We start from the raw sequence: 26,162 nt of genomic DNA, 5'->3' as shown, positions 1-26,162 counted from the left end.
GTCTTCGAGTTTGCACAACCCTTGTCATTGCCGGGCCTGACCCGGCAATCCAGCCCCTTCGCGTCGGTTCCAGATAGCCGGATCAAGCCCGGCTATGACAAATCGGAGCGTTTCCACCCTGAGTGAACCGCATTGGGCCTAGCGGCCGTGCCGGGGTTATTCCGACAGCAGCCGGCGCAGCAGGTCCACTTCCTCCGCCAGGCCGGTGTCCTTGCCGACCAGGCCCTCGATTTTGCGCACGGCATGCAGCACCGTGGTGTGGTCGCGCCCACCGAAGCGGCGGCCGATTTCGGGCAGGGAACGCGGCGTCAGCGACTTGGCGAGATACATCGCGACCTGGCGCGGCTTCACCACCGTGGCGGTGCGGCGCAGCGACAGGATGTCGGCGCGGCTGACATTGTAATGCTTGGCGACGATGCGCTGGATGTCCTCGATCTTGACGCGACGCGGCTCCCGGTTCTTGACGAGGTCGCGGATGGCGGCCTCGGCCGTCTCCAGCGACATGCCCGAGCCGGACAGGGCCGAATGGGCGAGCAGGCGGTTGACGGCGCCGTCGAGGTCGCGACCATTGGTCGTGACCTGATGGGCGACATAGGCCACGACATTGTCGGGCACGTCGAAATTGGCGTGATGGGCGCGGGCCGCCTCGATGCGAGCCTTGAGGATCTTGATGCGCAGTTCCTCGTCGAGCGAGCCGATCTCCACGACCAGGCCGCCCGACAGGCGCGAGCGCACGCGCTCGTCCAGGGTCTCCAGATCAGCCGGCGGCCGGTCCGCCGCCACCACGACCTGCTTGCCACCGTCGATCAGGGCGTTGAGCGTATGGCAGAACTCCTGCTGGATCGACTTGCCGGCCAGGAATTGCAGGTCGTCGATGACGAGCAGGTCGATGGCGCGCAACTTTTCCTTGAACTGGATCGCCGTCTGCGCCTTCAGGGCGGCGACGAAGCCATACATGAAGCGCTCGGCGGTCAGATAGAGGGCACGCTTGCCCAGGGCCTCGGACTGATGCGCGATGGCCTGAATCAGATGCGATTTACCCAGGCCTACCGAGGCATGGATGAACAGCGGATTATAGGGCAGCGGATCATGGGCGCCGGCCTTGGCGACCTGCAGGGCGGCGGCATGGGCAAGCGAATTCGAACGGCCGATGAAATAGGCTTCGAACGACATGCGGCGGTCGAGGGGAGAGCCGGAAAGATCGTCTTCGCGCACCGGCGTTTCCACGGCCCGCAGGAAGGGGACGGCCGACTTGGCGGCCGTTGCCTCGCCGGTGGGCTTGGCGCAGGGCGCGGCGTCGCGTGTTGCCGGCGGGCGGGCCACCGCCGTGCGGACATTGAGGGCGATATGGGCGGTGCCGGGCAGTTCGGCCGATAGCAGGCCGAGGATCTTGTCGATGTAATGAGCCTGAATCCAGCTGCGCAGGAAGCGCGTCGGCACGGACAGACTCACGGTGTCATCGACGACGGCGTCGAGTTCCAGGCGGGCGAACCAGCTTGAAAACACGTCCTCGCCATATTCGGCGCGCAGGCGGCGCTTGACGCGATCCCAGGCGGCTGCCGGCTGGATGACGGTGTCGACAGCAGAGGAGACAGCATCCAGGCCGGAAAGGGTTTTCGCGGATTGGCTGGCAACAGCTGACAGGCGTTCGCTCGAGGTCATGGGGCTATCGTCTGACAAAATGAGTTCAAAAACAGCTCCGGCCTTCTCCGGTCCAGGACCGGCGGCAGCAGAGCGCGAATTGGCTTTTTTAGGACTGGATCCAGGGCAAACCGGAGGCTTTCCAGCCCTCGACGATGCCACGATGCCGCGAGGCATCCATCGGGCCTTCAAAGCCCGCCGCGATATTACGGGCACCCTTCCAGCCTGCGGCTAACATGGCTTGGGCGGCCGCGAGCGAACGGGCGCCCGAACGGCAGAGGAACAGGACGGGCTGGTCCTGGCCGACGCCGCGGCGCTCGAGTTCGCGCTCGAGCTGGGAAACGAAATCGGAAGCGACTTCCATGCTGGGGTAGCGCTGCCATTCGGCCAGGACGGGTTCCTTGCCGAACACGGAGAGGTCGGGAACGCCAACGAACGACCATTCGGCCCGGGTACGGACATCCACAAGCTGTGCCTTAGGCTGCTGGCCGAGAAGCTCATAGGCTTCCTGCGCAGAAACGTCTCCCGCATAGTCATTCAACCACCCCGACGACATGACACCCCAATTCCGTCTTCTTCAGACTTCGTTCGTAATTGTACAAAACATGCCGTGTAACGCCGGCACGGGACACTTCACCAGAAGGTCCACCTCATTATTGGCCTCGAAAGCAGCAATCGAATGCAGTGGCATTACCTTACTGTTTTCAAAACTATACGTAGTCATCAAAGCATACCCCACCGATGCCCCGGAATGGACGGACGTCCGCTCGCAATATCGGGAAGGAACCTACACATGACCCGTTCCGAGAAAAAACATACCGAACCGGCCCAGTCGGGTGCAACAGGCAAATCTCAATGATTCGTTAATGGCCCCTCAATGTTCCCGATTCGGACAGCAGGTGCCTTCGCCGCCAAAGTCGCAAGGTGTTGAGGAGTCGATGGAATCATGGAGGCGGCAAAATGACTCAAAAATATTCATTTCGGATGCGTAAAGATTGCGAGGCTTCGTAATTTGCCCGGCACGCGCCGGGATGGCTGCAGGCCTACTTTTCTCTTATCCCATAAAGCCATGAAATATATGAGAAAATTTTGACCGACCAGGGAGGGTGGATGGCCATCCTGGCCAAACCTTGAGTCAAGGGGAAAGATTGCCCAGTCCATCATCATTAGTATTATAATACCTCAATTGGGAAATATTGTTACGAGACGATGACAATCGTGGGTCGCGCTTTCTGCCAAGGCTCAACCCGGAACAAATGTTTCCCAGGCACCGTCGACGCGGACGGCTGGAACGCCGGCGCGGCAAGGGACGGGGCCGGAACGATGGCGCGCGACATCGGAGGGGCCGTAGGCCCAGGCGCCTTCCCTCCCTTCGGCCGGGGGACGCCAAACAACAAAAACCCGGCTTCGAGGGCCGGGTTTCGTCACCTAAGGGAAAGCAAATAAAGTGGTTCGATCACCTGTCTTTATTCGATGTCCTGCTGTTCGGCTCAGGCGCTGAGCTTCTTCACCGCATGGGCCAGACGCGACACCTTGCGCGACGCCGTGTTGGCCGGCAGCACGCCCTTCTGGGCAGCGCGCATGATCTCCGGCTCGGCGCTCTTGAGTGCAGCGGCAGCCTTGGTCTGGTCACCGGCAGCGACGGCTTCCTCGACATTGCGGATGAAGGTGCGCATACGCGAGCGGCGCGCCTTGTTCACTGCGGTGCGCACTTCGATCTTGCGCGTAGCCTTCTTGGCCGACTTCGTATTGGCCATGGTCCCTGCCTGTTCAGCCGGCCGCATCCATAACGATCCCTAAGAATCGCCGAAAGGCCGTGCGTTGCCTGAAATTGATAAGTTGCGGGCGCTACGAGCGCTCGCTATTGGAAGGCGGCTCTTTACATGCCAATGACTTCGCCGTCAACGACGGACTTCACTGGAACAGCGAAATAACGGCCTGATGCAAGGGATTGGTCGGGTCGAGCAGCAGTTTGACGGCCACCGAGCAGCACACCAGCACCAGAAGAGGCCGGATGAGGCGTGCGCCTTGGCGCACCGCCATGTAGGAGCCGGCCTGGGCGCCCACGAACTGCCCCACCCCCATGACCAGGCCCGCTACCCAGACGATCTTGCCTGCAAGGATGAACAGGATCAGGGAGGCGAAGTTGGAGGTGAAGTTGAGGAGCTTGGTGTTGGCGGTGGCATGGATGACGCCATAGCCGCACAGCGCCACGAAGGCGAGCATGAAGAAGGACCCCGTGCCAGGCCCGAACAGGCCATCATAGAAGCCGATCAGTGGCGCCATGGTGACGGTGAACAGGGCCGGCGTCATGCGGGCCTTGCCGTCCTCGATGCCGGCCTTGGGCGAGAAGCGAGAAGACAACGCAAAATAGAGCGCCATGGCGATCAGCAGCACCGGCAGCGCCGCCGACAGCAGCGACAGGGGTGCGACACTCACGGCCGCCACGCCGAGGCAGGCGCCGATCAGGGTCGTCACCACCATCCAGCGCGTCTGGTGAAAGTCGACATGGCCGCGCCGGGCAAAGGCGATCACCGCAGAGCCCGAGCCGAAGCTCGATTGCAGCTTGTTGGTGGCCAGGGCCGCCACCGGATCGAGCCCGGAGAGCAGCAGCGCCGGAATGGTCAGCAGGCCGCCCCCGCCGGCAAGGGCATCGACGAAGCCGGCCACCAGGCCGACGGCGCCCAATATGGCGATGAGAGTCCAGGTCATTTCCACGAGCGAACGTCTTCCTTCCGAAAGGCCTGCAGCCGGCACGCTCATAGCGTTTTGCGATTTGTCGGAATCATTTCAAATCGCAAAGGCGCGTTGAACCAAAGAGTCAGAGTAAAAGGGTGTTTTTAACAAAACGCGCTTTGCTCTAGCGGTCCGGAAGGCGAGAAAGCCCCCGGCTAGGCCATCCCAGGGCGCTTGGCAAGCCATTCGCACTGCCGGAGGCCGCGATGGGAGAGGGAGTGCAAGAAGCCGGATACCATGCTGACGACCGGCGATCAGAAATTGTGCGGCGCCGATTTCAGCCGCCCGAGGATCATCCTGGCGATCGGCTCGTAATTGCCGTCGAAATGGTGGCCGCCCGGCCGTTCGACCAGGGTGGCCCCCGTCATGGCCGGGCCCAGGCAACCGCTCTGGCCGGGATCGCGCTCCTCGGTACCGTAGAAGCACATGACGCGATCGAGCGGCATCGTCTTCACCGCCGGCTCGATGCCGACATCGCTGTCATTGTTCATGCCGAGATAGCCGGAGACCGAGATCTCGAAGCTTGCCCTGGGGTCGAGACTGAGCAGGGCGACCAGCTTGATGGTCTCATGCGTGCTGTGCTGCAGGTTGCTCCAGGCGAAGGGCAGGACACCGGCACCCATGGAGTAGCCGACCAGCGCGACATGCCTGACGTTCCAGCGCCTCTTGTAGCGATCGATCAGGTGGTCGAGGTCGGTTCCGATCTGGGCGGGCGATTTGCGGCGCCAGAAATAGCGCAGGGAATCGACACCGACCACGGCGACACCGTTGCGGCTGAGATAATCCGAGATGCGCTTGTCGATGTCGCGCCAGCCGCCATCGCCCGAATAGAACACCACCAGCGTGTCGGCCTCCCTGGCGGGAATTTCCTCCACGGGCATGTCCTGCACGCCGCTGCCGGCATCCAGACGCGCAATCTCGAGGGCCGCGTCCGCAACCGCCTCGAGACGGTCCGTGCCGATGGGCCTGATCTCGCCGACCGATCCCGTCCGCGCCAACGCGGTGAGAGCGCCAGCCCCGGCGCCGTCGGGGATGGCGATCCAATGCGCGGGCAGCCTGGCAGGCAGGTGATAGGTGACGGCGCCGTCGGCGGTGCGGATCGAATCGGCGCCGCAGAAGGGCAGCCGCGGTCTGAGGGTGGGATCGAAGCCGAGGCTGACCGCCCCCGCGATCGTGTTCGCCGGCGCCTGCATGTCCGAGACGAAGGCCAGCGTCCCGCCAAGGCCGCTGCCGACGATCACCGGGCGCTTATAGGTCGCGACGCCGAGGTCCCGCTGCGCGGTCTGCGAGAACTCCTCGAACAGTCCCAGGGCATAGTGGCAGCCGGTCCGGGTACCGGCGTCGAGCGCGGCCAGGAGATGGGGGCTGGAGAGCAGGGCAACGGCCGCGCCTCGCTTCACCAGACGCTCCGCGGCTCCCTGCAGCGCGGTTGTGAGGCCCTGGCTGTCCGACAGCAGCACGATGAAGGCATCAGGTTCTCCGGACGGAGCGAGCACGTCGACGGGACCGAGCTTTTCATGATGCAGGGTAAGGCGGCGCCCAGGCGGCTGCCTTGCCGGGATCAGGGCGGACATGGCGAGGGCCAGACCGGCCAGGAGACCTGCCAGGAGACCTGCCACGACGAGGAAATGGTGGGGCCGGGCCACGCTCTTCATATTTTGATCGCGACGCAATCCCGGTCCTTGGCGCATCCGCAGGACACGCCCTGCGACGAGCGGAAACCTAGCCGGGGTCCATAAAAACTATGTGTCGTCGCACCTTGGGGTGCGACGCGGCCAGTTTGCCCGGCTTTGGGAGGGAATTAGGGCGGGATTGGAGTCGGATTATGGCTACGCGTCACCGCACCGCGAGAGGCTGGGCCAATCGCATATCGCGGTCATCGAGGTACCGGGTACGCTTCTTCGCGCAAAGAGCCGGATGCCTCCACCGGCCCTTGTCCGATGGAGGCTGCGCGAGTTACTCCGCCGCCTCGGCGAGGACGGGGATCAGGGCCGGTTCATGGGCCTCGGCGCTTGCCGGGGCCGCGATCTGGGCCTGGGCCGGAATGCCGGTCCATACCGTCGAGGCGGGGAGCGCCTCGCCCTTCATGATCAAAGTCAGCAATTCCACCTGGGCAAAGGGGCCGATCTCGGTATCGTAGAGCACGGTCGCTCCGGTGCCGATCGTGGCGCCATGGCCGATGCGGATACGACCCACCTTCATCACCCGGTCCTCATAGAGGTGGGTCTGCGGGCAGGCGCCCATGTTGAGCACGGCGTAATCGCCGATCTCGGTGCAGTCGAACTCGCAGATGTCGGTGGTGTTGATCCAGGTGCCCTTGCCGATCTTGGCACCGAAGGGGCGCAGCAGCCAGGGCAGGAAGGGCGTGCCCCGGAGATAGTCGAGCAGCATCTTGCTGGCGAGGCCGCCATAGATCACCGCAACGCCTTCCGTGCGCATGGCCCACCAGGACCACATCGGACGCATCATCGGCTTGTAGGTGCCGATCAGCAGCCATTTCACCGCGACGGCGGCCAGGTACATCAGGCCGGAGATCGCCAGGCCCGCCACGAGGAAGATGCCGGTCGCCTCGAGCCAGGCCCCTTCGGCCAGCACGGAGGCGAGGATGTCGGCGGTGATATAGGCTGCGGCGATCAGCACGGCCGTCGGCAGCGAAGTGTGCAGCGTCTCGAACACCACACGCAGCAGGCGCATGCGCAAGGGCGGCGCATAGGTCGTGCCGGCGGCGGCCGTCACCCTCTGGCGGGTCGGCATGGCGATGGGCGGGCTGCCCAGCCAGGTCTGGCCGGCGCCGACATTGAGAGAATCGGGCAGGCGCGACTTGATGCCGATCAGGGCATCGTCAGCCACCACAGAGCCCTGAGATACCACCGAGGAATTGCCGAAGAAGCAGCGGTCGCCCGTCTTCAGCCGCTTGAGGATCATGCGGCCATTGCGGACCTCCTCGTCGCCGAAGATGGTCTCGTCGCCGATGAAATTGTCGCGGCCCATTTCGATCAGGTCGTAGCGCCCGGCAAAGCTCGCCGAGATCTCGGTGCCCTTGCCGATCTTGGCCCCCATCATGCGGTACCAGTTGCGCATGAACACGGTGGCATAGAGCGAGTTGAGCGTTTCCAAGAGGGATTCGGTCGAGAGGCCGATCACCCATTTGCGGAAATAGAGCGAACCGAAGATCGAATAGGAGCCCTCCCGCACTTTGGGCAGCAGCAGCCAGCGCAGGACCACCATTACCGCCATAGAGACCACGATCAAGGCGAGCGCCGCCGGCCAGGCGGCGATGGCCACCAGGCTCCAGGACAAGGGCTGGTCCGGATTGGCGCCGAACAGGGCCTCGACTTCCGAGAACAGCGAGAAGGCCGGGAAGATCGGCAGCAGGCCGATGACCAGGCAAAGATTATAGGCGATGAAATAGCCGACGGCCTGGACGGAGCGGCCGAAGCGGCCGAGGCGGGGATGGTCGGCCGGATCGTCCTGCTCGGCAGGACCGATTTCGGCGGCAGGCGCTCCCTCCCAATGGCTGCCCGGTGCCACCATCGTGCCCTGCGGCAGGGCGGTGAGGTCGCCGATCTCGGCGCCGTCGCCGATCACGACGTCGCCACCGATGACGCTGCCATTGCCGATGCGTGCGCCGGCACCGATCTCGATGCGCCCGACATGGACCTCGTTGCCGATCACCTCGACATTGGCAAGCTTGAGCTTGGTGCCCAGGCTCGCCCGGTCGCCGATGGTGACGAGGTCGATCGCGCCTTCTTCGAAGTCGTCGATCATGGCGTCATCGCCGATGCGTGCGCCGAGGGCGCGCAGATAGACGCGGATGAGCGGCGAGCCCTTGAGGAATTTCGGCGTGGTGAGCTGCACGATGCGCTGCATCAGCCAGATGCGGAAATAATAGGCGCCCCAGAGCGGGTAGACGCCCGGCTTGGTGCGGCCGATCACCAGCCATTTCAGGCCGACGACGAGCAGCTTGGTGGCGAGGTTGAGGCAGATATAGACCCCGCACAGCACGGCTAGCTCGGTGACGATGGAGGCATCGTCGCCCACCAGCAGCATGCTGGCGAGCAGGAGGCCGATCCATTGCACCGAGACGAGGGCGACGATGAAGGGCAGCGTGACGGCCTGGGCCAGGCCGCACAGGAAGCGTCGGGCGAGCGGCACGGGCTCGAAGCTGCGGTCGGGCGGCGGCGCCGAGGCCGTTGCAGCGGCACTCTCGTCCAGGGCCCTGGCGAGATTGCGCAGGGTGCGATGGGTATAGAGGTCGCGGATCGCGATACCCGACAAAGCCGGCACGCGGCGGACCTCGGAGACGAAGCGCGCTGCCAGCAGCGAATGGCCGCCGAGCTCGGTGAAGAAATCAGCCTCGAAATCGATCGCCGGTGCGCGCAACAATTCCTGCGCCGCCTTGAGCAGTTGCGCCTCTGTCCAGGAGCGCGGGGGCTCCTGTTCGCCGGCCGTGGCCTGGCGCTCCGGCACCGGCAGGGCGGAGAGGGCCTTGCGGTCGACCTTGCCCGACGGCAGCACCGGCAGAGCGTCATGGAGCTGGAAGGCCGAGGGCAACATGTAACGCGGGATCTTGGCGGCAAGCTCACGTTTGATCCGGTCGAGGTCGATCTCGCCCTGTGGCACCAGATGGGCCACCAGCGTATCGCCGGCCTCGCTCTGATTGGCCGTCACCACTGCAGTACGGATGGCAGGATCGGCGGCCAGCAGGCTCTCGATCTCGCCGAGCTCGATGCGATAGCCGCGAATCTTGACCTGGCTGTCGATGCGCCCCTGGAAGACGATCCGGCCGTCCGGCTTGAGGCTCACCGCGTCGCCGGTGCGGTAGAGCACGGGATCGGAGTTATCGATGGCGAAGGGGTTGGCGATGAACTTGGCTGCCGTCATCTCGGGCAGGTTGAGATAGCCCATGGCGACGCCGGGGCCACCCACCAGCAATTCGCCGACCTCGCCGGGCGCCAGCAGGTTGAGCTGATCGTCGACGACATAGGCGGTGTAGTTGGGGATCGGGCGTCCGATCGTGATGTCTTCGCCGGCCTCGAGCTCGGCCGAGGTCGCCACCACCGTGGTCTCGGTGGGGCCGTAGGTGTTGAGCAGGCGCCGGCCAGGCTTGGCAAAGCGGGCGACCAGAGCGGGCGGGCAGGCCTCGCCGCCCAGGATGATGGTGTTCAGCCCGGCGACGTCCCGGCTCAGCATGGACAGCAGCGTCGGCACCGTGTCGATCACGGTGATGCCCTCGGCTTCCAGCATTTGGGGCAGGGCGTCGATGTCCTGCAGCACAGCTGCGCTGGCGATCTTCAGCGTGGCGCCGACCATATAGGGGATGAAGATCTCCTCCAGCGAGAGGTCGAAGGCGATCGAAGCCTGCTGGAGCACCACATCGTCGGCCGTGATGCGCAGGCGTTCATTGCCGGCACGCAGATAGTGGCAGATGTTGCGGTGGGAGACCTTGATGCCCTTGGGCTTGCCGCTGGTGCCAGAGGTGTAGATGGCATAGGCGGCGTCGGTCAGCACTGGCGCGAGGCTGGCGGGCGTATCGCGGCGCGGATCGGCCAGCAGGGCGTCGAGCGTCACCGTCTCGGCCTCGACGGCGGCATATTTCTCGGCCTGCGGCGCATGGGAGATCAAGAGGCCCGCGCCGGCATCGGCGAGGCTCGCCGTCACCCGCTCGGGCGGAATGTCGGCATCGAAGGGAATGAAGCTGGCGCCGGTCTTGACCAGGCCGAGCAGCGCGACGTGCAGCTCGATCGAGCGCTGGAACCAGAGGCCGACGAACATGCCGGCGCCGACACCACGACGGACCAGGGCGGCGGCGACCCGGTCGGAGCGCTCATCGAGCTCGCGATAGGTCAGGCGCTCGCCGGTGCCGATCGCACCAAGGGCCTGCTTGTCGGGAAAGGCCACGGCGGACGCCCTGAAGATCGTCGCCAAGGTTTCGTCGCGGAGAAGGTCGGGACGCTGCTCGCCGCGAACCACGGCGAGCGGCCCGGCGGCATTTACTGGTACAGGAGAAGACAACACACGCGTAATCCTTCGGCCGGCGATTCGGATGGTGGCCAAAAATCGTTTCGAGCTATTGTAGCGAGGTGCGCGTTGCGAGCGTCTGACAGCGCCTGCAAGCCAATTGCAAGCTTGGTTTCGGTACACTGTGCAGAGGGGGAGCGAGGGCGCCCGGGAAACCCTGCTTAGGAGATTCATGACGGCTTTCAACGCCAGGTCCAGTGCTTGCGCGGGACTGCTACTGACAATTGCTTGCTTCATGCCGCCGCTCGAAGGGGCGATGGCGGGGGGGCTCATCGTGGTCAGCCCAGCGGCGTGCTGATCCGCCGCCCCGGCGCGCATTCATTCAAGGACATTTCCGCAGCCGTGGCCCGCGAGGTGCCGGGACGCATCCTGCGTGTGCGCGAATTGCGTCGCGGTGGGCGCTTGCTTTACATGGTTCGCGTCCTCAGGCCGGACGGCAAGCGCCGCGACGTGCTTGTCGATGCGGTGACGCTGGCCTTGGTCGATAAATAGGCTTAATGTCCGGCCTGGCTTGGCAGTGACTTCCTTGGCCCGGCCGTATCAGCCCATGAGATCCTATCTCCGAGATCCTAGCCTCGCATCATGCGTATTCTGGTTGCCGAAGACGAACGAGCCATCGTCGACGATATCCGTCGCAGTCTCGAAGCCCAGCAATATATCGTGGTGACGGTGTTCGATGGCGAGGAAGCCCTCTTTGCCGGTGAGAACGAGCATTTCGACCTGGTGATTCTGGATCTGGGCCTGCCCAAGCTCGACGGGCTGACGGTGCTCCGGCGCTGGCGCCTGGCGCGGCGTGGCATGCCGGTACTCATCCTCACCGCGCGCGACGATTGGCGCGACAAGGTCGACGGCATGGATTCGGGCGCCGACGACTACCTGACCAAACCCTTCCGCATGGAGGAATTGCTGGCGCGTGTCCGGGCCCTGGTCCGCCGTGCCTCGGGCCAGTCCTCCCCCGTCCTGTCGAATGGCGTGCTGGAGCTCGATACGCGCCAGCGGGCCGTCTCCTTCTATGGCAGTCCGGTACAGGTGACGCCGCTGGAATATCGCCTGCTTGCCTATCTCCTCCATAATGCCGGCACCGTGATGTCGCAGTCCCAGATCACCGACTCGATCTACGATCAGGATGTGGAACATGACTCCAACGCCCTCGAAGTCGTAGTCGCCCGCCTCAGGCGCAAGCTCGACAACTCCGTGATCGAGACGCGCCGGGGCCAAGGCTATGTCATTCCGGCCGAGCCCTAGGGCCTGTCGTCAGTTATGGTTTGGAGTTTGACGGGAGCGATTTTGGCCGAGTGGAAGGGGCGTGAGGACGCAAGCCTTCCGGCTTGCTACATCAGCCACAGGCAAAGCCTGTGGCTGATACGACGCGCCAATCAGCCAAAAGCGTCCCGCCGCCGAAGACGGTGAGGTGAAAAATGGTCGTCTGCAGCGTCGCTTCGCTTGCCAAGACGAAAGTCTTGGCGGCGCTAGCTCCTCCCATCCAACCATTTTTGACCTCATCAAACCCGAAACCATAACTGACGACAGGCCCTTGTGACCGTGACCTCCTTCTCCCTCAGGCGTCGCATGTTGTTCGGCTCGGTGGTGGCGATCGTGGTCGCCACCATCCTGGCCGGCATCGGCATCGACGCGATCTCGGGCCTGGCGATCCGGGCTCTCGAATTGTCCGAGGTCGAGGACGAAATGCGCCTGCTGCTCGGCAGCATCGAGGTCAACGGCTCCAACCAGCTCACGATCGACGAGGGGCCGCAGGACCCGCGCTTCGAATTGCCCAATGGCGGGCTCTATTGGCAGGTCGGGCGGGGCGGCAATGTCGAGCTGCGCTCGCAGTCGTTGTGGGACCAGGGCCTGCCCTGGCTGCATGCGACGGCGGTCAAAGGCGGTGGCAAGGTCAACGATCTCGTCGGACCGAATGGCAGCCAGCTCCTGGCGGTGGAACGTTCGATCGTCATCTCGACCGCGAACGGCGATCAGACCGTCAGTGCCCTCATCGCCCTCGACAATGCCCAGCTTTCGCCGGTGAAATGGCGCTTCTTCTATGCAATGGCCCCCTCGCTTGCCGTGCTGATGGCGGCGCTGCTTGGCGCAGTCATTGCCTTCCTGCGCTATGGCTTCCGTCCGCTCGACAAGCTCAGCGTCGAATTGCTGTCGCTGCGCAGCCGCCCGGCCCGCAAGATCAGCGGGCGTTATCCCGACGAGATCCAGCCGCTGATCGACAACCTGAATGCACTGATCGCTTCGCGCGAGGCGCAACTCATCGAGGCGCGCAGCCGGGCGGGTGACCTCGCTCACGGCCTGAAGACACCGCTTGCGGTACTGGAGGCCACCGCCCGCTCCCTGACCGACAGCGGGCAGGCGGCCGCGGCGAATGCCATCCGCGACGAGGTCTGGCGCATGGACGCCCAGGTCAAACGCACCCTTGCGGAGGCGAGAGCGAGTCTGGCGGCGGCGCAATTGTCGGGGCGTGTCGACACCCATGCCGTGTTGTCCAAGCTGGTCTCGACCATGCACAAGCTCTCGCGTGACAAGGACATGACGTTCGGCCTCGAAGCCCCGCAGGGCATCGTGATCGCCATGGACGAGAGCGATTTCACCAACATCGCCGGTAACCTGCTCGACAATGCCCGCAAATGGGGGAATTCCCAGGCAAAAGTGCGCCTGATGGCGCAGACGACCTCGCCCATCATCCTGCTGTCGATCGAGGATGACGGACCTGGCCTGCCGCCCGATGCGGAAAAATCCTTCATCGAACGCGGCAAGCGTCTCGATGAAACCGTGCGTGGCACCGGCTTCGGCCTCGCCATCGCCAAGGACATCGTCGAAGCCTATGGCGGCGAGCTTCACATCGCCAGATCGAGTCTCGGCGGCCTCGGTGTCGAGGTGCATCTGCCCAAACGGCTTATTGTCACCGACACGGGCGATGACGATCCTGTCGAAGGGCGGCCCTCGGCCTGATGCCGGGCTGTTGACGCTCACAAGGTCAGACGCATCACGTTCCGGCGGGAGCCGGCCCGGCCGGCGGCAGCAAAGCCACGCCCTTCGAACAGTGCGACGAAGCCCATGAAACGGTAGCTGGGCGAGTTCGGATCGACGGGATAGGCCTCGATCGCCCGCGCTCCCCGGCTGCCGGCAAGCGCGATGGCCGCATCGAGCAGGGCGCGGGACAGGCCGGCCTTGCGGTGGTCGCGCCGCACGAAAAAGCAGACGATCGACCAGACGCCGGCCTCCCCGTCGTCCTGACTGGGCGAGAGCCTGAGGTAGCTCTCTCGCGGTGCCAGTGAGCACCAGCCGACGGGCTCGTCGTCGAGATAGCCGAGAAGGCCGATCGGCACGCCGGTCCGGACACGCTCATGCAGTGCCTGCTTGCGGGCGGCATTGTCGGCCGAGCTACGCTCTTCCATCGGCCGCCAGGCCATGCACCAGCAATATTTCGGCGCGCCCTTGCCTTCGAACAACGCCTCGAAGTCGGTCCAATTGGCGGTGGTGACCGGTCGGGTGGAAAATCTCGGATCGACCATGCGGTTGACCTCTGGCTGTCTGCCGCGTCCGTTGCAACCATGCTCTCCCTGGAGAGTAGCCTCCGGCATTTGTGGAGGCGGTGCCAGCGAAATCGACAGGCAAAGCCACGGCCGGCGATTTTGGATGCCGAGCCGGCGAACCGTCATATGCCTGTCACGTCGAAACGGCAGGGATAAAACGTGGCAAGGCTTCTGCACAGCTGTGCAAATAGGGGCTGGCTTACCGGCAACCCTGCTTCGGTGTCGTTGGAGCAGATTCTAACTACTCAGGATTGAGCGAACGACCGCGATGGAATGGCTCTGCGCTATTGACAGGAGTTTCGGGCAGAGCGAGCATTGCACAGCTGTGCAATCAGACATGGCGATGAGGAAACGAGAGGGGAGGGCGCCGCCGGTTGCAGGCGTCCTGCCTGAATCGAGGACGCCGGGCTCTGCCCGCGGGAGGTTGTGCCGTGAAGCCGAGTGATCAAACCCAGATGGACCGATCCTTGGCGACAGGCTCCTTGCGGCAGCCCCTGCTCGAGGTCGACAGGGCCTCGGTAAGGCTGGGCAACACCCAGGTCTTCGAGAATCTGAGCCTGACGGTGGGCGAGGGCGAATTCGTCGCCCTGCTCGGTTCGTCGGGCTGCGGCAAGACCTCCCTTCTGCGCACCATCGCGGGCTTCATCCAGCCGCGTTCCGGCGCCATCCGCGTGCGGGGACGCGACATCACCGGTGAGCCGCCGGATCGGCGCGGCATGGCGCTGGTGTTCCAGACCTATGCGCTCTGGCCGCATATGACGGTGGCGCAGAATATCGGCTATGGCCTCAAGCTGCGCCGGCTCGATCGCACCGAGATCGCTGCCAAGGTCAAGGACATCACCGCGTTGCTCGGCCTTTCCGGGCTGGAGGAACGCAAGCCGGCGGCGCTCTCCGGCGGCCAGCGCCAGCGTGTGGCGCTCGGGCGGGCGCTCGCCGTCAGCCCCGACATCCTGCTGCTCGACGAGCCGCTGTCCAACCTCGACGCGCGCATCCGCCTCACGGTGCGCCAGGAGATCAGCGCCCTCCAGCGCCGGCTCGGCATCACCGCGATCCATGTCACCCATGATCGCGAGGAGGCCATGGTGATGGCCGACCGCATCGTCATCCTCAACGCTGGCAAGATCGCCCAGATCGGCACGCCGGAGGAGGTCTACAACCAACCGGCTTCCGCTTTTGTCGCCGCGTTCATGGGCGCCGAGAACAGCCTGCGCCTTACTTGCAGCCCCGCTCCTCCTGGCGAGGGCCTGTTGCGGGTGGAGGGGACGGGCGGTGCGCCTGCCCTGATCGCTGCAGCCGGACGGCCGGTCGTTTCAGGCCCATGCATCGCCCATTTCCGGGCCGAGGCGGCTGAGCTGCATGCAGCTGGGGCCCAGGCAGCGGAACTTTTGGCGAATCCCACGCGAGGCTTCCTGGCACTGCCGGGGGAGATCGGTCAGGTCAGTTTCCCGGGCGGCTTCTGGCGCCATGTCGTCGCCACGCCGGCCGGGCCGCTGGTCGTCGATGCGCCCAAGGCCTGGCCGGATGGCGCGAAAGTCAATGTTCATATTCCCGAGACAGGCCTGTTCGTCTTCCCCGGCGAACATGGCTGAACCGTAACGAGAGACAGGAGAGTTCGGATGAGACTGGCTGCATTATCCGCCGTCGCGGGGCTGCTTGCCGCCGCGTTGCCCCTGGCAAGCACCACGGCATTGGCCGAGGAACTGACGGTGATCACGGCGGGCGACCAGAACATGGTCGACTACGTCAATAATTTCCTGGCGCCGGCTTTCGAAAAGCAGAATCCGGGCACGACAGTCCGCGTGGTCGGCACCGGTCCTGGCGATGCCGGTTCGCAGAAAATCGTCGAGCGGCTCGATGCCCAGAAGAAGGCGGGCAAGGAAGTCTATGACGTCGACGTCGCCGTCATCCACGAGAAGGTGGCGGGCAAGCTGGTCCAGGATGGGCTGCTCGATAAATATCGCGGCAATATCGACACGGGCAAGCTGGTTACGCGCACCAACGCCAAGCTGGCGCTCGGGGCCGATGTCGACGGCTATGTCATGCCGATGTTCAATAGCCAGACGGCCATCGCCTACAATCCGGACCTGGTGTCCAATCCGCCCAAAACCTTCGACGAATTGGTGACCTGGACCGAGAAGAACCCTAAGCAGTTCGGCTATAACGGCATCAAGGGCGGTGCCTCCGGCGTCTCCTTCGTGATCAGCTGGATCTACAATTATGCCGGCGATGCCAAGGTCCTGCAGGAAGGGCCTTACGATGCCAATGAAAAGACCAAATGGGACGATGCCTTCGCCAAGCTGAAGGCCTTCAACAAGAATGTCGCGCTCACCCCCGGCAATGCCGGCACGCTCGACATGCTCAGCCGTGGCGAGATCGCCATGGGTGCGGTGTGGGTCGACATGTTCTATTCCTGGAAGGCCAACGGCCAGCTGCCGCCCACCATGAAGCTGGTGCTGCCGGCACCCGGCATGCCCGGCCAGCCGATGCACTACGTCATCCCCGCCAAGACCGCCCACAAGGCGCTGGCCGAGAAGTTCATTGCGCTCGCCACCAGCCCCGACGTGCAGGCCAACGGTATCGTCAAGCAGTTCAACTGGTATCCGGGCATCGACGCCAAATATGTGCAGGACAAGCTCGATCCGGCGATCTGGCAGAAGCTGTTCACCGACATTTCGCCCGACGATCTCGCCAAATACGGCAAGTCCTTCCCGATCGGGCCTTATTACGCCGATCTGCTCGAAGCCTATGAAAAGAAGGTGGCGGAGTAGGGTGTGTGTGCCTTCTCCCCTTGCGGGAGAAGGGGCTCAAAAATCTCGAGGTTTCACCACATGGCTTCTTCACGCACCGCTCCTTCCCTCGCCGGCCTGTTGCTGGTCGCGCCGGCGCTCGCGGTGGTGATCCTGCTGTTCGTGGTGCCGCTGGCCGGCTCGGTCACCGGCTCCTTCGCTACGCCGGAGGGGCCGGGGCTCGGCAATTTCAGCAAGGCCTTCGAGCTCTACTGGACCGACATGGTCTTCTCGGTGGTGATCATCCTGATCTCCACCGCGCTGATCGTGCTGATCGCCATCGCCATTGCGGGCTATCTCACGCTCGGGTCCAATCCCCTCGCGGTTGCCGTGCTGCGTTGGCTCTATCGCTGGCCGCTCTTCGTGCCCTTCATCGTGGTCGGCCAGATCCTGCGCACCTTCCTCGCCAAGAACGGGTTGATGAACAGCCTTCTGGTGAATGCCGATCTGCTGTCGCCGCTGCAGGCCGTCAGCTTCCTCGACTGGCGGGGCATCGTGATCGCCTTCGTCTGGAAGCAGATGCCCTTCGTCACCCTGCTCACCGCCGGCGCCATGGCTTCGCTCGACCGGTCCACCATCGAGGCCGCCCGCAATCTCGGGGCCTCGCGCCTGCGCATCCTCCTCGAGATCGTAGTGCCGCAGGTTGCTTCCACGCTGCTTGTCGGTGCTGTGCTGAGCCTGGTGACGATGATGTCGGTGCTCTCGGTACCGCTGATGATCAATGCGCAATCGCCCACCATGATCACCGCCGACATGGCCTTCCGCATCAATTCCTATGGCGACTACGGCGTCGCCAACGCGCTCGGCTTGCTGTCGCTCGCCTTCACCGGCGCGGTGGCCTGGATCTATCTCAAGCAGACCATGAAGGAGAATGCGCGATGAGCGATGCCGGTCACGCGCTTCCTGCCCGTATTTGGCGGATCGACTGGCTGTGGATCCCGCGCGGCATCGGGCTCGGCCTCCTTGCCTTTGCCATCTTTGGCCCGCTGGTCAACCTGCTGCTGTGGACGGTGGCGGAGCGCTGGTATTTCCCGCACAGCCTGCCGCTGCAATATGGCTTTTCCTTCTGGCCGCGCGTGTTCGCCCCGCGCGGCGATGCCCTGGCTTCGCTTGGCACCAGTGTCTCCATAGCCTTGCTCACCGTGACGCTGTCCCTCGCCCTCGCGATTCCCGCCGGCTATGCGCTCGCTCGGCTGAGACTGCCCTTCCGCGCTGGCATCCTGCTGCTGCTGCTTCTGCCTCAGGCCTTTCCCAATTTGCCCGTCTACGTCAACATTGCGCGGCTGTTCTATGAAATCGGCCTGAACGGCACGGTCCTCGGCGTGGTGCTCGTCCACACCACGCATGGCCTCGTTTATGCAGTGTGGATCGCCACGGCCTCCTTCTCGGCGGTGCCGGTGGATCTGGAGGAGGCGGCGCGCTCGATCGGCGCCGGCGGGCCGCGTGCCTTCCGCGACATCGTGCTGCCGCTCGCCGCGCCCGGGCTGATGGCGAGCGCCATCTTCGTCTTCCTGGAATCGCTGGACGAGTTCACCGGCACCTATTTTGTTGGCGCGCCCGACATCAAGACCATGCCGCTGCTGCTCTACACTGCCAGCGCCGGCGGCAACTATCAGATCGCTTCGATCACGGCTTTGGTGCTGCTGGTTCCCTCCATCGCCTTCATGTTCGTGGTCGAGCGTTTCCTCAGCGCCGACGTGCTGGCCAAGGTGGGCCGCTGACATGGCCGAGGATGCGGCAAAGGGCATGCATTCCGTCTGGCTGATGCCTGCGGGCGAGGACGAGCTTATGCTGGCCGCCATCGTCGCCGAATTGGCCGAGCGCTTCGGCACGCCGCGCTTCCAGCCGCACCTCACCTTGGTCGAGGACCGGCTCTGCGAGGAAGAGGCGCTGGCGCGCCAGCTTGTCGCCGTCACCGCCGGCATCGCGCCCTTCACTGCCACTATCCAGGCGATAGGCACCAGCGATCTCTTCTTCCGGGCCTTTTATGCCCGTTTCGAGAAGGCAGGACCCGTGCTCGAACTGAAGCGCCGTGCCATCGCCTCGATCGCCGCTTCCGCGATCGAGAGCTTCATGCCGCATGTCTCGCTGGCCTATGGCGTGGAAGACGGGCCGCTCAGGCAGGCAACGGCGCGGCAAATCGAGGCGCGCCTGGCCGGACGCGTCATCCGTTTCGACCATATCGCCGTGGTCCGGTCGGCACAGAGCATTCCGATCGAGGACTGGGCTGTGCGGGCGACCATTCCGCTCGATTGATTGGGGCGAAGTCATTGCTCACGTGGCCCGTCAAATCGTGCTCTCGGCCTGGCGCTTGAACAAGGATTTCGCGGCTTCGAAGGCTGCTTTGGGCAATGCGCGCATCGCGGACGCATCGAAGGGAAGGTGCTCGAAATAGGTGGCTGTGAGTTGCGCCACGGCCTGTGCCTGGGCGAGGTCGCGCAGGCGCTTGACGGGTTCCCGGTCTGAGCGCTGCGACACCCACAACTTGTGTGCGGCAAAGATGCGCGGATCGGGTGCGATCATGCGTAGTGGTCCGCCTTTCTCGTCGATCGCGATCGCTTCGAAAGGCGATGCGTTCTCCAGCCATGCCAGGCCCTCGATCCCCACGGCGACGAGTTCGTCCTCGGATGTTCCTATCGATTCCCGATCCCGTTTCCAGGTAGGGCGCGCCACGGGCTTGATCAGGTCGACGAGATAGCCGTCGCGATTGACGGCACGAAATGTCGCCTGCGAGCGCTCGAAGGATCTGTCGACCTTCCGCAACAGATTGATCAGCGTACCGTCTTTTACTTGATCGTCGGCCATGATCCTCAAGGATTGTCGCGCGTCCATCAGGAGATCGATGTCCTCGGTCGTGGTAATGCCGGGATCGAGGAAGACGCCAGCTGTCGCCTCATAGGCATAAAGCGCATTGGTGCCGACGATGCGGATGCCGGAGCCGATGAGACCGGCGTCATCCAACGCCCTGATGATCCTGGCGGTGAGGAGGGGAACGCGGCCCAGTCGCAGCGCGCGGTTGACGGCGGACTGTCGCTCCATCTGTGCTTGTCGAACAGCCAGCGTTTCCTGCGCAGATGCGCGTGCCGCTTCCCAATCCGCCTTCAGGCTTTGCGTGTCGGCTGACCGGCGCCCCTCGACTTTCTGACGCCTGGCGCCGGAGGAGTCGTAGTAGCTGCGCATCAGACGCTCCACGCCGTCGACCGTGTGCCAGACCAGCGACCCACGATAGCTATTTGCCTTCAGCCGAGCCTGTCGGAGCGCTGCAAAACGCTGTTCGGAGTTAATTTTCTCACGTCTCTGATCATTGTTTAATTCAATGAAATCAGTCATATCAACACTTATGAGGTAATTTTATCCAAACTGTTGCAGGGCACTCTATCGGGCTTGTCAAACGGTTGCAACAGTAAGACATGCTTTGGCACATCACTGTTGATGCTATTGATCGTTTTAATTAATTTTTATGCTCGACCTGTACCGAGAGAATTTTCCTACGTCTGGCAGTGCCGGCACCAATAGGTCGAGCGCCCCGATTGCACCAGGCGTTCGATGATGCCGCGGCAGTCCGGCGTCGGACAGGCTTCGCCCTCGCGGTCATAAACGCGGAAACGGTGCTGGAAATAGCCGAGCGAGCCGTCGGTGTGCCTGTAATCCTTCAAGGTCGAGCCGCCGGCTTCCACCGCCTCGGCCAGTACCTCGCGGATCACACCGGAGAGACGTTCCGCCTGCCCGTCGGCAAGCGTGCCCGCGGCCCGCTCGGGCGCGAGGCCGGCGCGATGCAGGGCTTCGCAGACATAGATGTTGCCGAGCCCGGCGATCAGGCCCTGGTCGAGCAAAGCGGCCTTGAGCGGCGCCATCTTGCCGGCAAACAGGCGCGCTATCGTCTCCCCGCTGAGCTCGTTGCCAAGCGGCTCGATGCCCATGGCCTTGAAATGGCGCGAACTCTCCAGCCCGGCGCGCGGCACCAGATCCATGAAGCCGAAGCGACGCACGTCGTTATAGGTGATGGTGAAACGGTTGGAGAGGCGGAAAACGACATGATCGTGCTTGGCATCCTCCTTGACCTCCATGGCGAATTCGCCCGGCGCCTCCACGCCGCCATCCGGCGCCGTGATCAGGAAACGGCCGGTCATGCCCAGATGCATCACCAGAACCTCGCCGGAAGAAAGATCCGCCAGGAGATATTTGGCACGCCGCCCCATCGAGAGAATGGTCTGGCCGGCGAGGCGGCGGGCGAAATCGGCCGGCAGCGGAAAGCGCAGATCCGGCCGTCTCGCCTCGACCTCAAGGAAGCGGGCGCCGGTCATGGCCGGTTCCAGGCCGCGACGGACGGTTTCGACTTCAGGCAGTTCAGGCATGATTCCTCCGGCGCAGGCTGCCGGGGAGAGATAGGACGAAGCCGAGCCTTGCGCTAGATGCGGTTCACCTCGGCCTTGTGATGGTCTATAGCACCCGCAGACCTTGCCCGGAGTTCACCCGATGACCGTCAGCACCGACACCCATTTCGGCTTTTCCACCGTGCGGCTGGAGGAGAAGCAGGGGATGGTCGATGATGTCTTCCACAAGGTGGCAGGGCGTTACGACCTGATGAACGACCTGATGTCGGGCGGGCTGCACCGGCTGTGGAAGAACGACCTGGTCAACATGCTCAATCCGCCGCGCCAGCGGCCCTTCCGCCATCTTGACGTGGCCGGAGGCACCGGCGACGTTGCCTTCCGTATCGTGAAGGCAGGCGGTCCCGACACGCATGTCACCGTGCTCGACATCAACGGTTCGATGCTGGAAGTCGGCCGCCAGCGCGGCGAGGAGCGCGGCCTTGCCGGCCAGCTCGATTTCGTCGAGGCCAATGCCGAGGAACTGCCTTTCGAGACAGGCAGCTTCGACGGCTACACCATTGCCTTCGGCATCCGCAACGTGCCGCGCATCGACAAGGCCCTCGCCGAAGCCTATCGCGTGCTCAAGCGGGGCGGGCGCTTCCTGTGCCTGGAATTCTCCACCGTCGACATGCCCGGCCTCGACAAGATCTACGATCTCTATTCCTTCAACCTGATCCCGCCGATCGGCCGCATGGTCACCGGCGATGCCGAGCCCTATCGCTACCTGGTCGAGTCGATCCGCAACTTCCCCAAGCCATCAGCCTTCTCGGCCATGATCCGCGAAGCGGGCTTTGCCCAGGTCAGCCATCGCTCGCACACGGGCAACATCGTCGCCATCCATTCGGGCTGGAAGCTATAGCCGGAACCACCTGCAATCCCGGAGGCGCTATCCCCTGCCTGAAATTAATGCTCGCCTGCTGCGGTTTTCGATTGGCGAAGCAGGGTCCTTCGTTGTTCGATAGGCATAATCGAACAACATGGGGGTGGTTTTGGCTGGAGCGGTCGATCTCTCGGCTTTGAAGGACGCTTTGGTCGTGCTCGGCACGGCCGGCGTGGTGGTGCCGCTCGTGCGCCGCCTGCATGTCAGCCCGGTCATCGGCTTCCTGGCGGCCGGCGCGGTGATGGGGCCGACCGGTGTCGGTTCCCTGTCGTCCTATGTGCCCTATATCGACTGGATCGCCATCAGCGAGCGCGAAACCATCGCCCGCATCGCCGAATTCGGCGTGGTATTCCTGCTCTTCGTCATCGGGCTCGAGCTCTCGCTCGCCCGCCTGATGACCATGCGCCGGCTGGTCTTCGGCCTGGGCGGCCTGCAGGTGGTGGTGTCAACCATCATCGTCGCCCTGCTTGCCCAATTGGTGCTGCCGCCCGAGGTGGCGCTGGTGGTTGCCGCAGGTCTGGCTCTGTCGTCCACGGCCATCGTGGTGGAGGTGCTGGCCGGGCAGAAACGCATGGCCTCGGCCACGGGACGTGTCAATTTTGCGGTGCTGCTCCTGCAGGATCTCGCCGTGGTGCCCGTGCTGTTCCTGGTCGGCACCATGGGCGGGCATTCCGACCGCTCCGTGCTGGTCGGCCTCGGCTATGCCCTCGGCCTGGCCGTGCTCACCATTGCCGCCATCGTGATCGCCGGCCATTTCCTGCTGCGCCCGCTGTTCCGCCTGGTCGCCAATCCGGAGAATCCCGAACTCTTCATCGCCGCTACCTTGTTCGTGGCGATCGGGGCCGGCGTGGCGGCGGCGAGCGAGGGGCTGTCCATGGCCCTTGGTGCCTTCATCGCCGGGCTGCTGCTGGCCGAGACCGAATATCGCCGTGCCATCGAGGCGACGATCGAGCCCTTCAAGAGCCTGCTGCTCGGCGTGTTCTTCTTCACTGTCGGCATGAGCGTCGATCTCACCGTGGTCGTGCGTTATCCCTTGCAGATCATCGGTGCGGTGCTGGCTCTGGTGCTGGTCAAGGGCCTTCTGATCTTCTGCCTTTGCCGTCTCTACCGGCTGTCCAAGGCCGTCTCGATCGAAACCGCCTTCCTGTTGGCTTCGGCCGGCGAGTTTGCCTTCGTGGTATTCACGCTCGCCACCCAGCTTTCCATCCTCACGCCGGAACAGTCGGCGCTGGTGGTCGCCATCGCCTCTCTTTCGATGGCCTCGATCCCGGTGCTGGGGGTGCTCGGCCGTCGCATCGCCAAGCGCTATGAACTGGCGGTGCCGGTGGAAGCGGCAGCCCTGGAAAGCCCGCCGGAGGACAAGCAGCGCCGTGCCATCGTGGTCGGCTATGGCCGCGTCGGCCGCTTGGTGGCCGAAATGCTCAGCGAGCACAAGATCGCCTATCTTGCCGTGGACGCGAACGCCAAGGCGGTGGCGCGCTGGCGCGAGGACAAGAAGCCTGTTTATTGGGGCGATGCCACCAACGCCGCGTTCCTGGAACGCTGCGGCCTCGCCGAGGCCTCTGCCCTGGTCGTTACCATCGACCAGCCCCGCCAGATCGAGGCTGTGGTCACCACGGCGCGGGCGCTGCGGCCGGATCTCGTCATCGTGGCCCGCTCGCGCGATGCCGATCATGCCAGCAAGCTCTACGCCCTCGGCGTCACCGACGCCGTCCCCGAGACCATCGAGGCGAGCCTGCAACTGTCCGAAGCAGCCCTTGCCGGCCTCGGCGTGCCGGCCGGCCCGGTGATCGCTTCCATCCATGAGCGGCGCGACGTCTTCCGCCGGGAGCTGCAGACGGCAGCCGGCCGGGAAACCCACGCCGTCAAGCCCAAGCGCAATCGTCGTACGGTGATCACACCGTCATAGGGCCTTGTTCGTGAGGCCCCCGCAGAATGGGAGCGGGTCTTCAGACCCGCCAAGTCTTGCCGGCCGCGGTTACGGGCTGGTCTGAAGACCAGCCCCCCAAACGTCGTCACCCCTTCAGGAATTCGGCGAATTTCTCGGCATAATCAGGGTGCCAGCGCGACAAAGGTGGACGGTTCTCGATGATGTCGCCGGCAGCCCAGGCGATGCGCCGCTCGTCGAGCGAGCGTGGCACCTCGTTGTCGGGGCAGAGAATGTAGAAATCGCCGGCTGCCAGGCGTTCGAGCATGAAATCAACGGTCTGTTCGGGCGTCCATGCTCCGGCCGGCTTGTCGGCACGGCCCTTGGCGGCGAGCGGCGTGAAGACGAAGCCCGGGATCAGCAGGTGGGCGGATATCCGGCAGCCCTCGGTGTTGCGCAGTTCATGCTGCAGGGCCTCGGTGAAAGCCTTCACCGCCGCTTTCGAGACATTGTAGGCAGGATCGCCGGGTGGGGTGGTGATACCCTGCTTGGAGCCGGTGTTGATGATCAGGCCGGGACGTCCCCGCGCGATCATGCCCGGTGCGAAGACCTGCGTGCCCTGGATCACACCCTTGAGATTGACGGAGAAAATGCGTTCCCAGGTCTGGTCCTCCCGGGCATCGAACAGTTTCGAGCCCGGCTGGATGCCGGCATTGTTCATCAGCACATCCGTACCGCCGAAGTGCTCATGCACTGCTTGCTGCAGGCCGAGCAGGGCCTCGACGTCGCTGACATCGGTGGCCGAGGCAAGCACGGCCTTCAGTCCGTCCGGCGCGGCCGCAGCGACCTTTTCGGCGGCTGCAGCGAGCCTGTCCTCGCCGAGATCGGCGATGGCGATCTTGAGGCCGAGGGAGGCAAATTTGACGGCGGCGGCGAGTCCGATGCCGCTGGCACCGCCGGTTACGACGGCGACCGAGCCAGGAACGAGCGCTGGATGGGACATGGTGATGCTTCCTGGCAGGAACTAAGGCTGTTCGGCGCTGCCGAAGGGAGTTCCTTGGAGCGCGGACATCACAGCGACATGCTTGCATGTCGCGATATGTCCGCTCTTTTAAACGCTGCGCTTGGGAAGAGGAAGCCATTGCGTCGTGCAAGCACGTCGCTGTGATAATCGGGCTCTCAGAATGTCCGCAAGAGTCAGGCGCTTTTGCCGAAGGAAGCGATCACGCCCTCGGCCATGCGCACGAAGCGGGCGCTCGGCCCTTCCACCCCGGAACTTTGGCGGCTGACGCGGGCACCCTCGAGCAGGAGATGCAGCGTATCGGCGACCAGGTCCGGCTGGTCGAGGCCCGCCTGCCGGCAGAGCAGGGCCAGGCGGTCGCGATGCCTTTTCTTGAATTCCTCGACCAGGCGCCGGGCGGGGTGGTCCTCGCCCGAGAGTTCCACGGCCGCATTGGCGAATTCGCAGCCCCGATTGTCGCTCTCGATATAGTCGGCGCATTTGCCGACCCAGGCCAGCAACTGGGCGCGGGCGTCACCGGGATACTCGGTCTCGAGCTGAGCCCAGCGGGTCTGGTTGTCGATCTCGGCCGCCCGCAGGCATTCCACGATGAGATCGTCCTTCGAGCCGAAGTGACGATAGAGCGTCATCTTGTTGGTGCCGGCAACCTTGGCAATCGTGTCGACGCCGATGGTGTTGATGCCATGTCGGTGGAAGAGGTCGCGCGCAGTGACGACGATGCGGTCTCGCGGACGTTGTCCGGGGCAGCAGACTGACTCTTCGCTTTGTTCCAAAATTTTCTGGCTCATGGCTTGACCAAACTGTTACCGACCTGTAACAGTAATCGCTGTTACTGATCGGTAACAGCTTGGTAAGGCGTCGTCAAGGCCGTTTCGTCATCGCACTGCGATCCAGCCCTGTTAGAGAGACGATTCACCAGAGCGTCTTGTGATTTGATCGAATCTCTTCAAATCGCCAAGGCGCGTCGAACCAGGAATCTGGAGCAAAGCACGTCACGCCTGAACGCGCTTTGCTCTAGGAAACAACACATCGTCAATCGGATTCGGCGGAGCATGAACCCATGTTTCCGCGCTGGAGGAGTCATGGCTCAGCAAGGCTGCAATATGACAATCGATCAGTTGCTGAACGATCCGCTGACGCTCGCCCTCATGCGGGCCGACGGGGTCGATCCGGTTTCGCTCAGGACGATGCTCACCGGCCAGGCTCGCCGTCTCGCCGAAACGCGGGACATGCCGTCGATCCTCCTGACATTTTCTGACACCGTCATGCCACATGCTGGCATCCAGGGCGGCTGA

The 26,162-nt window shown here is 64.0% G+C and carries 22 protein-coding genes; 11 read left to right on the top strand and 11 right to left on the bottom strand.

Going from position 1 to position 26,162, the window contains the following annotated elements:
• Positions 1-156: 156 nt before the first annotated feature.
• From dnaA to ACN6KF_RS20230, 6 genes are all read right to left on the bottom strand, one after another.
• Complete coding sequence (gene dnaA / locus ACN6KF_RS20255; RefSeq protein WP_434958573.1) at positions 157-1,662, bottom strand: chromosomal replication initiator protein DnaA; 1,506 nt, start codon at positions 1,660-1,662, stop codon at positions 157-159.
• Positions 1,663-1,750: 88 nt separating this feature from the next.
• Complete coding sequence (locus tag ACN6KF_RS20250) at positions 1,751-2,197, bottom strand: rhodanese-like domain-containing protein (RefSeq protein WP_434958572.1); 447 nt, start codon at positions 2,195-2,197, stop codon at positions 1,751-1,753.
• Between the two features lie 934 nt (positions 2,198-3,131).
• Positions 3,132-3,398: a 30S ribosomal protein S20 gene (gene rpsT, locus ACN6KF_RS20245; RefSeq protein ID WP_149253229.1), complete on the bottom strand. Its 267-nt coding sequence runs from the start codon at positions 3,396-3,398 to the stop codon at positions 3,132-3,134.
• A gap of 157 nt (positions 3,399-3,555) precedes the next feature.
• Positions 3,556-4,353, bottom strand: a complete 798-nt coding sequence (locus tag ACN6KF_RS20240; RefSeq protein WP_434959722.1) for a TSUP family transporter — start codon at positions 4,351-4,353, stop codon at positions 3,556-3,558.
• A 278-nt stretch (positions 4,354-4,631) separates the two neighbouring features.
• Positions 4,632-6,032: a virulence factor family protein gene (locus tag ACN6KF_RS20235; protein WP_434958571.1), complete on the bottom strand. Its 1,401-nt coding sequence runs from the start codon at positions 6,030-6,032 to the stop codon at positions 4,632-4,634.
• Between the two features lie 301 nt (positions 6,033-6,333).
• A complete protein-coding gene (locus ACN6KF_RS20230) occupies positions 6,334-10,395 on the bottom strand; it encodes a Pls/PosA family non-ribosomal peptide synthetase (RefSeq protein ID WP_434958570.1) in 4,062 nt (1,353 codons plus the stop codon).
• Positions 10,396-10,626: 231 nt separating this feature from the next.
• On the opposite strand from ACN6KF_RS20230, the gene ACN6KF_RS20225 reads away from it, so the two are divergent.
• From ACN6KF_RS20225 to ACN6KF_RS20215, 3 genes are all read left to right on the top strand, one after another.
• Positions 10,627-10,890: a PepSY domain-containing protein gene (locus tag ACN6KF_RS20225; protein WP_434958569.1), complete on the top strand. Its 264-nt coding sequence runs from the start codon at positions 10,627-10,629 to the stop codon at positions 10,888-10,890.
• A gap of 90 nt (positions 10,891-10,980) precedes the next feature.
• Positions 10,981-11,643: a response regulator transcription factor gene (locus tag ACN6KF_RS20220; protein WP_434958568.1), complete on the top strand. Its 663-nt coding sequence runs from the start codon at positions 10,981-10,983 to the stop codon at positions 11,641-11,643.
• 291 nt (positions 11,644-11,934) lie between these two features.
• Positions 11,935-13,356, top strand: coding sequence for a sensor histidine kinase (locus ACN6KF_RS20215; RefSeq protein ID WP_434958567.1), 1,422 nt, complete (start codon positions 11,935-11,937; stop codon positions 13,354-13,356).
• Positions 13,357-13,373: 17 nt separating this feature from the next.
• On the opposite strand, the gene ACN6KF_RS20210 is transcribed toward ACN6KF_RS20215, so the two are convergent.
• Positions 13,374-13,919, bottom strand: a complete 546-nt coding sequence (locus ACN6KF_RS20210; protein WP_434958566.1) for a GNAT family N-acetyltransferase — start codon at positions 13,917-13,919, stop codon at positions 13,374-13,376.
• A gap of 488 nt (positions 13,920-14,407) precedes the next feature.
• Here ACN6KF_RS20210 and ACN6KF_RS20205 point away from each other — a divergent pair, with 488 nt between their 5' ends.
• Genes ACN6KF_RS20205 through ACN6KF_RS20185 form a run of 5 tightly spaced genes read left to right on the top strand, consistent with a single transcriptional unit; the run spans position 14,408 to position 18,982 of the window.
• Positions 14,408-15,529: an ABC transporter ATP-binding protein gene (locus ACN6KF_RS20205; RefSeq protein WP_434958565.1), complete on the top strand. Its 1,122-nt coding sequence runs from the start codon at positions 14,408-14,410 to the stop codon at positions 15,527-15,529.
• 27 nt (positions 15,530-15,556) lie between these two features.
• A complete protein-coding gene (locus ACN6KF_RS20200) occupies positions 15,557-16,708 on the top strand; it encodes an ABC transporter substrate-binding protein (protein WP_434958564.1) in 1,152 nt (383 codons plus the stop codon).
• 60 nt (positions 16,709-16,768) lie between these two features.
• Positions 16,769-17,608 carry an ABC transporter permease gene (locus ACN6KF_RS20195; protein WP_434958563.1) on the top strand — a complete coding sequence of 280 codons (840 nt, stop codon included), beginning with the start codon at positions 16,769-16,771 and terminating at the stop codon, positions 17,606-17,608.
• Entirely contained in the window at positions 17,605-18,447 is an 843-nt protein-coding gene (locus ACN6KF_RS20190) for an ABC transporter permease (RefSeq protein WP_434958562.1), read from the top strand. The genes ACN6KF_RS20195 and ACN6KF_RS20190 overlap by 4 nt, the downstream gene beginning before the upstream one ends.
• 1 nt (position 18,448) lies before the next feature.
• The gene (locus ACN6KF_RS20185) at positions 18,449-18,982 is read left to right on the top strand and encodes a 2'-5' RNA ligase family protein (RefSeq protein ID WP_434958561.1); all 534 of its coding nucleotides are present in this window, start codon (positions 18,449-18,451) and stop codon (positions 18,980-18,982) included.
• Between the two features lie 30 nt (positions 18,983-19,012).
• Here the strand turns inward: ACN6KF_RS20185 and ACN6KF_RS20180 are convergent, their stop codons facing one another.
• Both ACN6KF_RS20180 and mutM read right to left on the bottom strand, forming a co-directional pair.
• Entirely contained in the window at positions 19,013-20,056 is a 1,044-nt protein-coding gene (locus ACN6KF_RS20180; protein ID WP_434958560.1) for a GSU2403 family nucleotidyltransferase fold protein, read from the bottom strand.
• A 158-nt stretch (positions 20,057-20,214) separates the two neighbouring features.
• Positions 20,215-21,081, bottom strand: a complete 867-nt coding sequence (gene mutM / locus ACN6KF_RS20175) for a bifunctional DNA-formamidopyrimidine glycosylase/DNA-(apurinic or apyrimidinic site) lyase (protein ID WP_434958559.1) — start codon at positions 21,079-21,081, stop codon at positions 20,215-20,217.
• A 121-nt stretch (positions 21,082-21,202) separates the two neighbouring features.
• On the opposite strand from mutM, the gene ubiE reads away from it, so the two are divergent.
• Positions 21,203-21,958, top strand: a complete 756-nt coding sequence (ubiE, locus tag ACN6KF_RS20170; protein ID WP_434958558.1) for a bifunctional demethylmenaquinone methyltransferase/2-methoxy-6-polyprenyl-1,4-benzoquinol methylase UbiE — start codon at positions 21,203-21,205, stop codon at positions 21,956-21,958.
• 118 nt (positions 21,959-22,076) lie between these two features.
• A complete protein-coding gene (locus tag ACN6KF_RS20165; RefSeq protein ID WP_434958557.1) occupies positions 22,077-23,888 on the top strand; it encodes a cation:proton antiporter domain-containing protein in 1,812 nt (603 codons plus the stop codon).
• Between the two features lie 106 nt (positions 23,889-23,994).
• Here the strand turns inward: ACN6KF_RS20165 and ACN6KF_RS20160 are convergent, their stop codons facing one another.
• Positions 23,995-24,849: an SDR family NAD(P)-dependent oxidoreductase gene (locus ACN6KF_RS20160; protein WP_434958556.1), complete on the bottom strand. Its 855-nt coding sequence runs from the start codon at positions 24,847-24,849 to the stop codon at positions 23,995-23,997.
• Positions 24,850-25,043: 194 nt separating this feature from the next.
• Positions 25,044-25,655, bottom strand: coding sequence for a TetR/AcrR family transcriptional regulator (locus ACN6KF_RS20155; protein WP_434958555.1), 612 nt, complete (start codon positions 25,653-25,655; stop codon positions 25,044-25,046).
• Positions 25,656-25,949: 294 nt separating this feature from the next.
• Here ACN6KF_RS20155 and ACN6KF_RS20150 point away from each other — a divergent pair, with 294 nt between their 5' ends.
• A complete protein-coding gene (locus tag ACN6KF_RS20150; RefSeq protein ID WP_434958554.1) occupies positions 25,950-26,162 on the top strand; it encodes a hypothetical protein in 213 nt (70 codons plus the stop codon).

Origin of the sequence: Labrys methylaminiphilus subsp. lupini, from assembly GCF_051161885.1 — a bacterium.
Classification (GTDB): Bacteria; Pseudomonadota; Alphaproteobacteria; order Rhizobiales; family Labraceae; genus Labrys.
The sequence above is the reverse complement of the archived record's forward strand: the minus strand, read 5'-3'. Positions and strand labels throughout refer to the sequence as shown.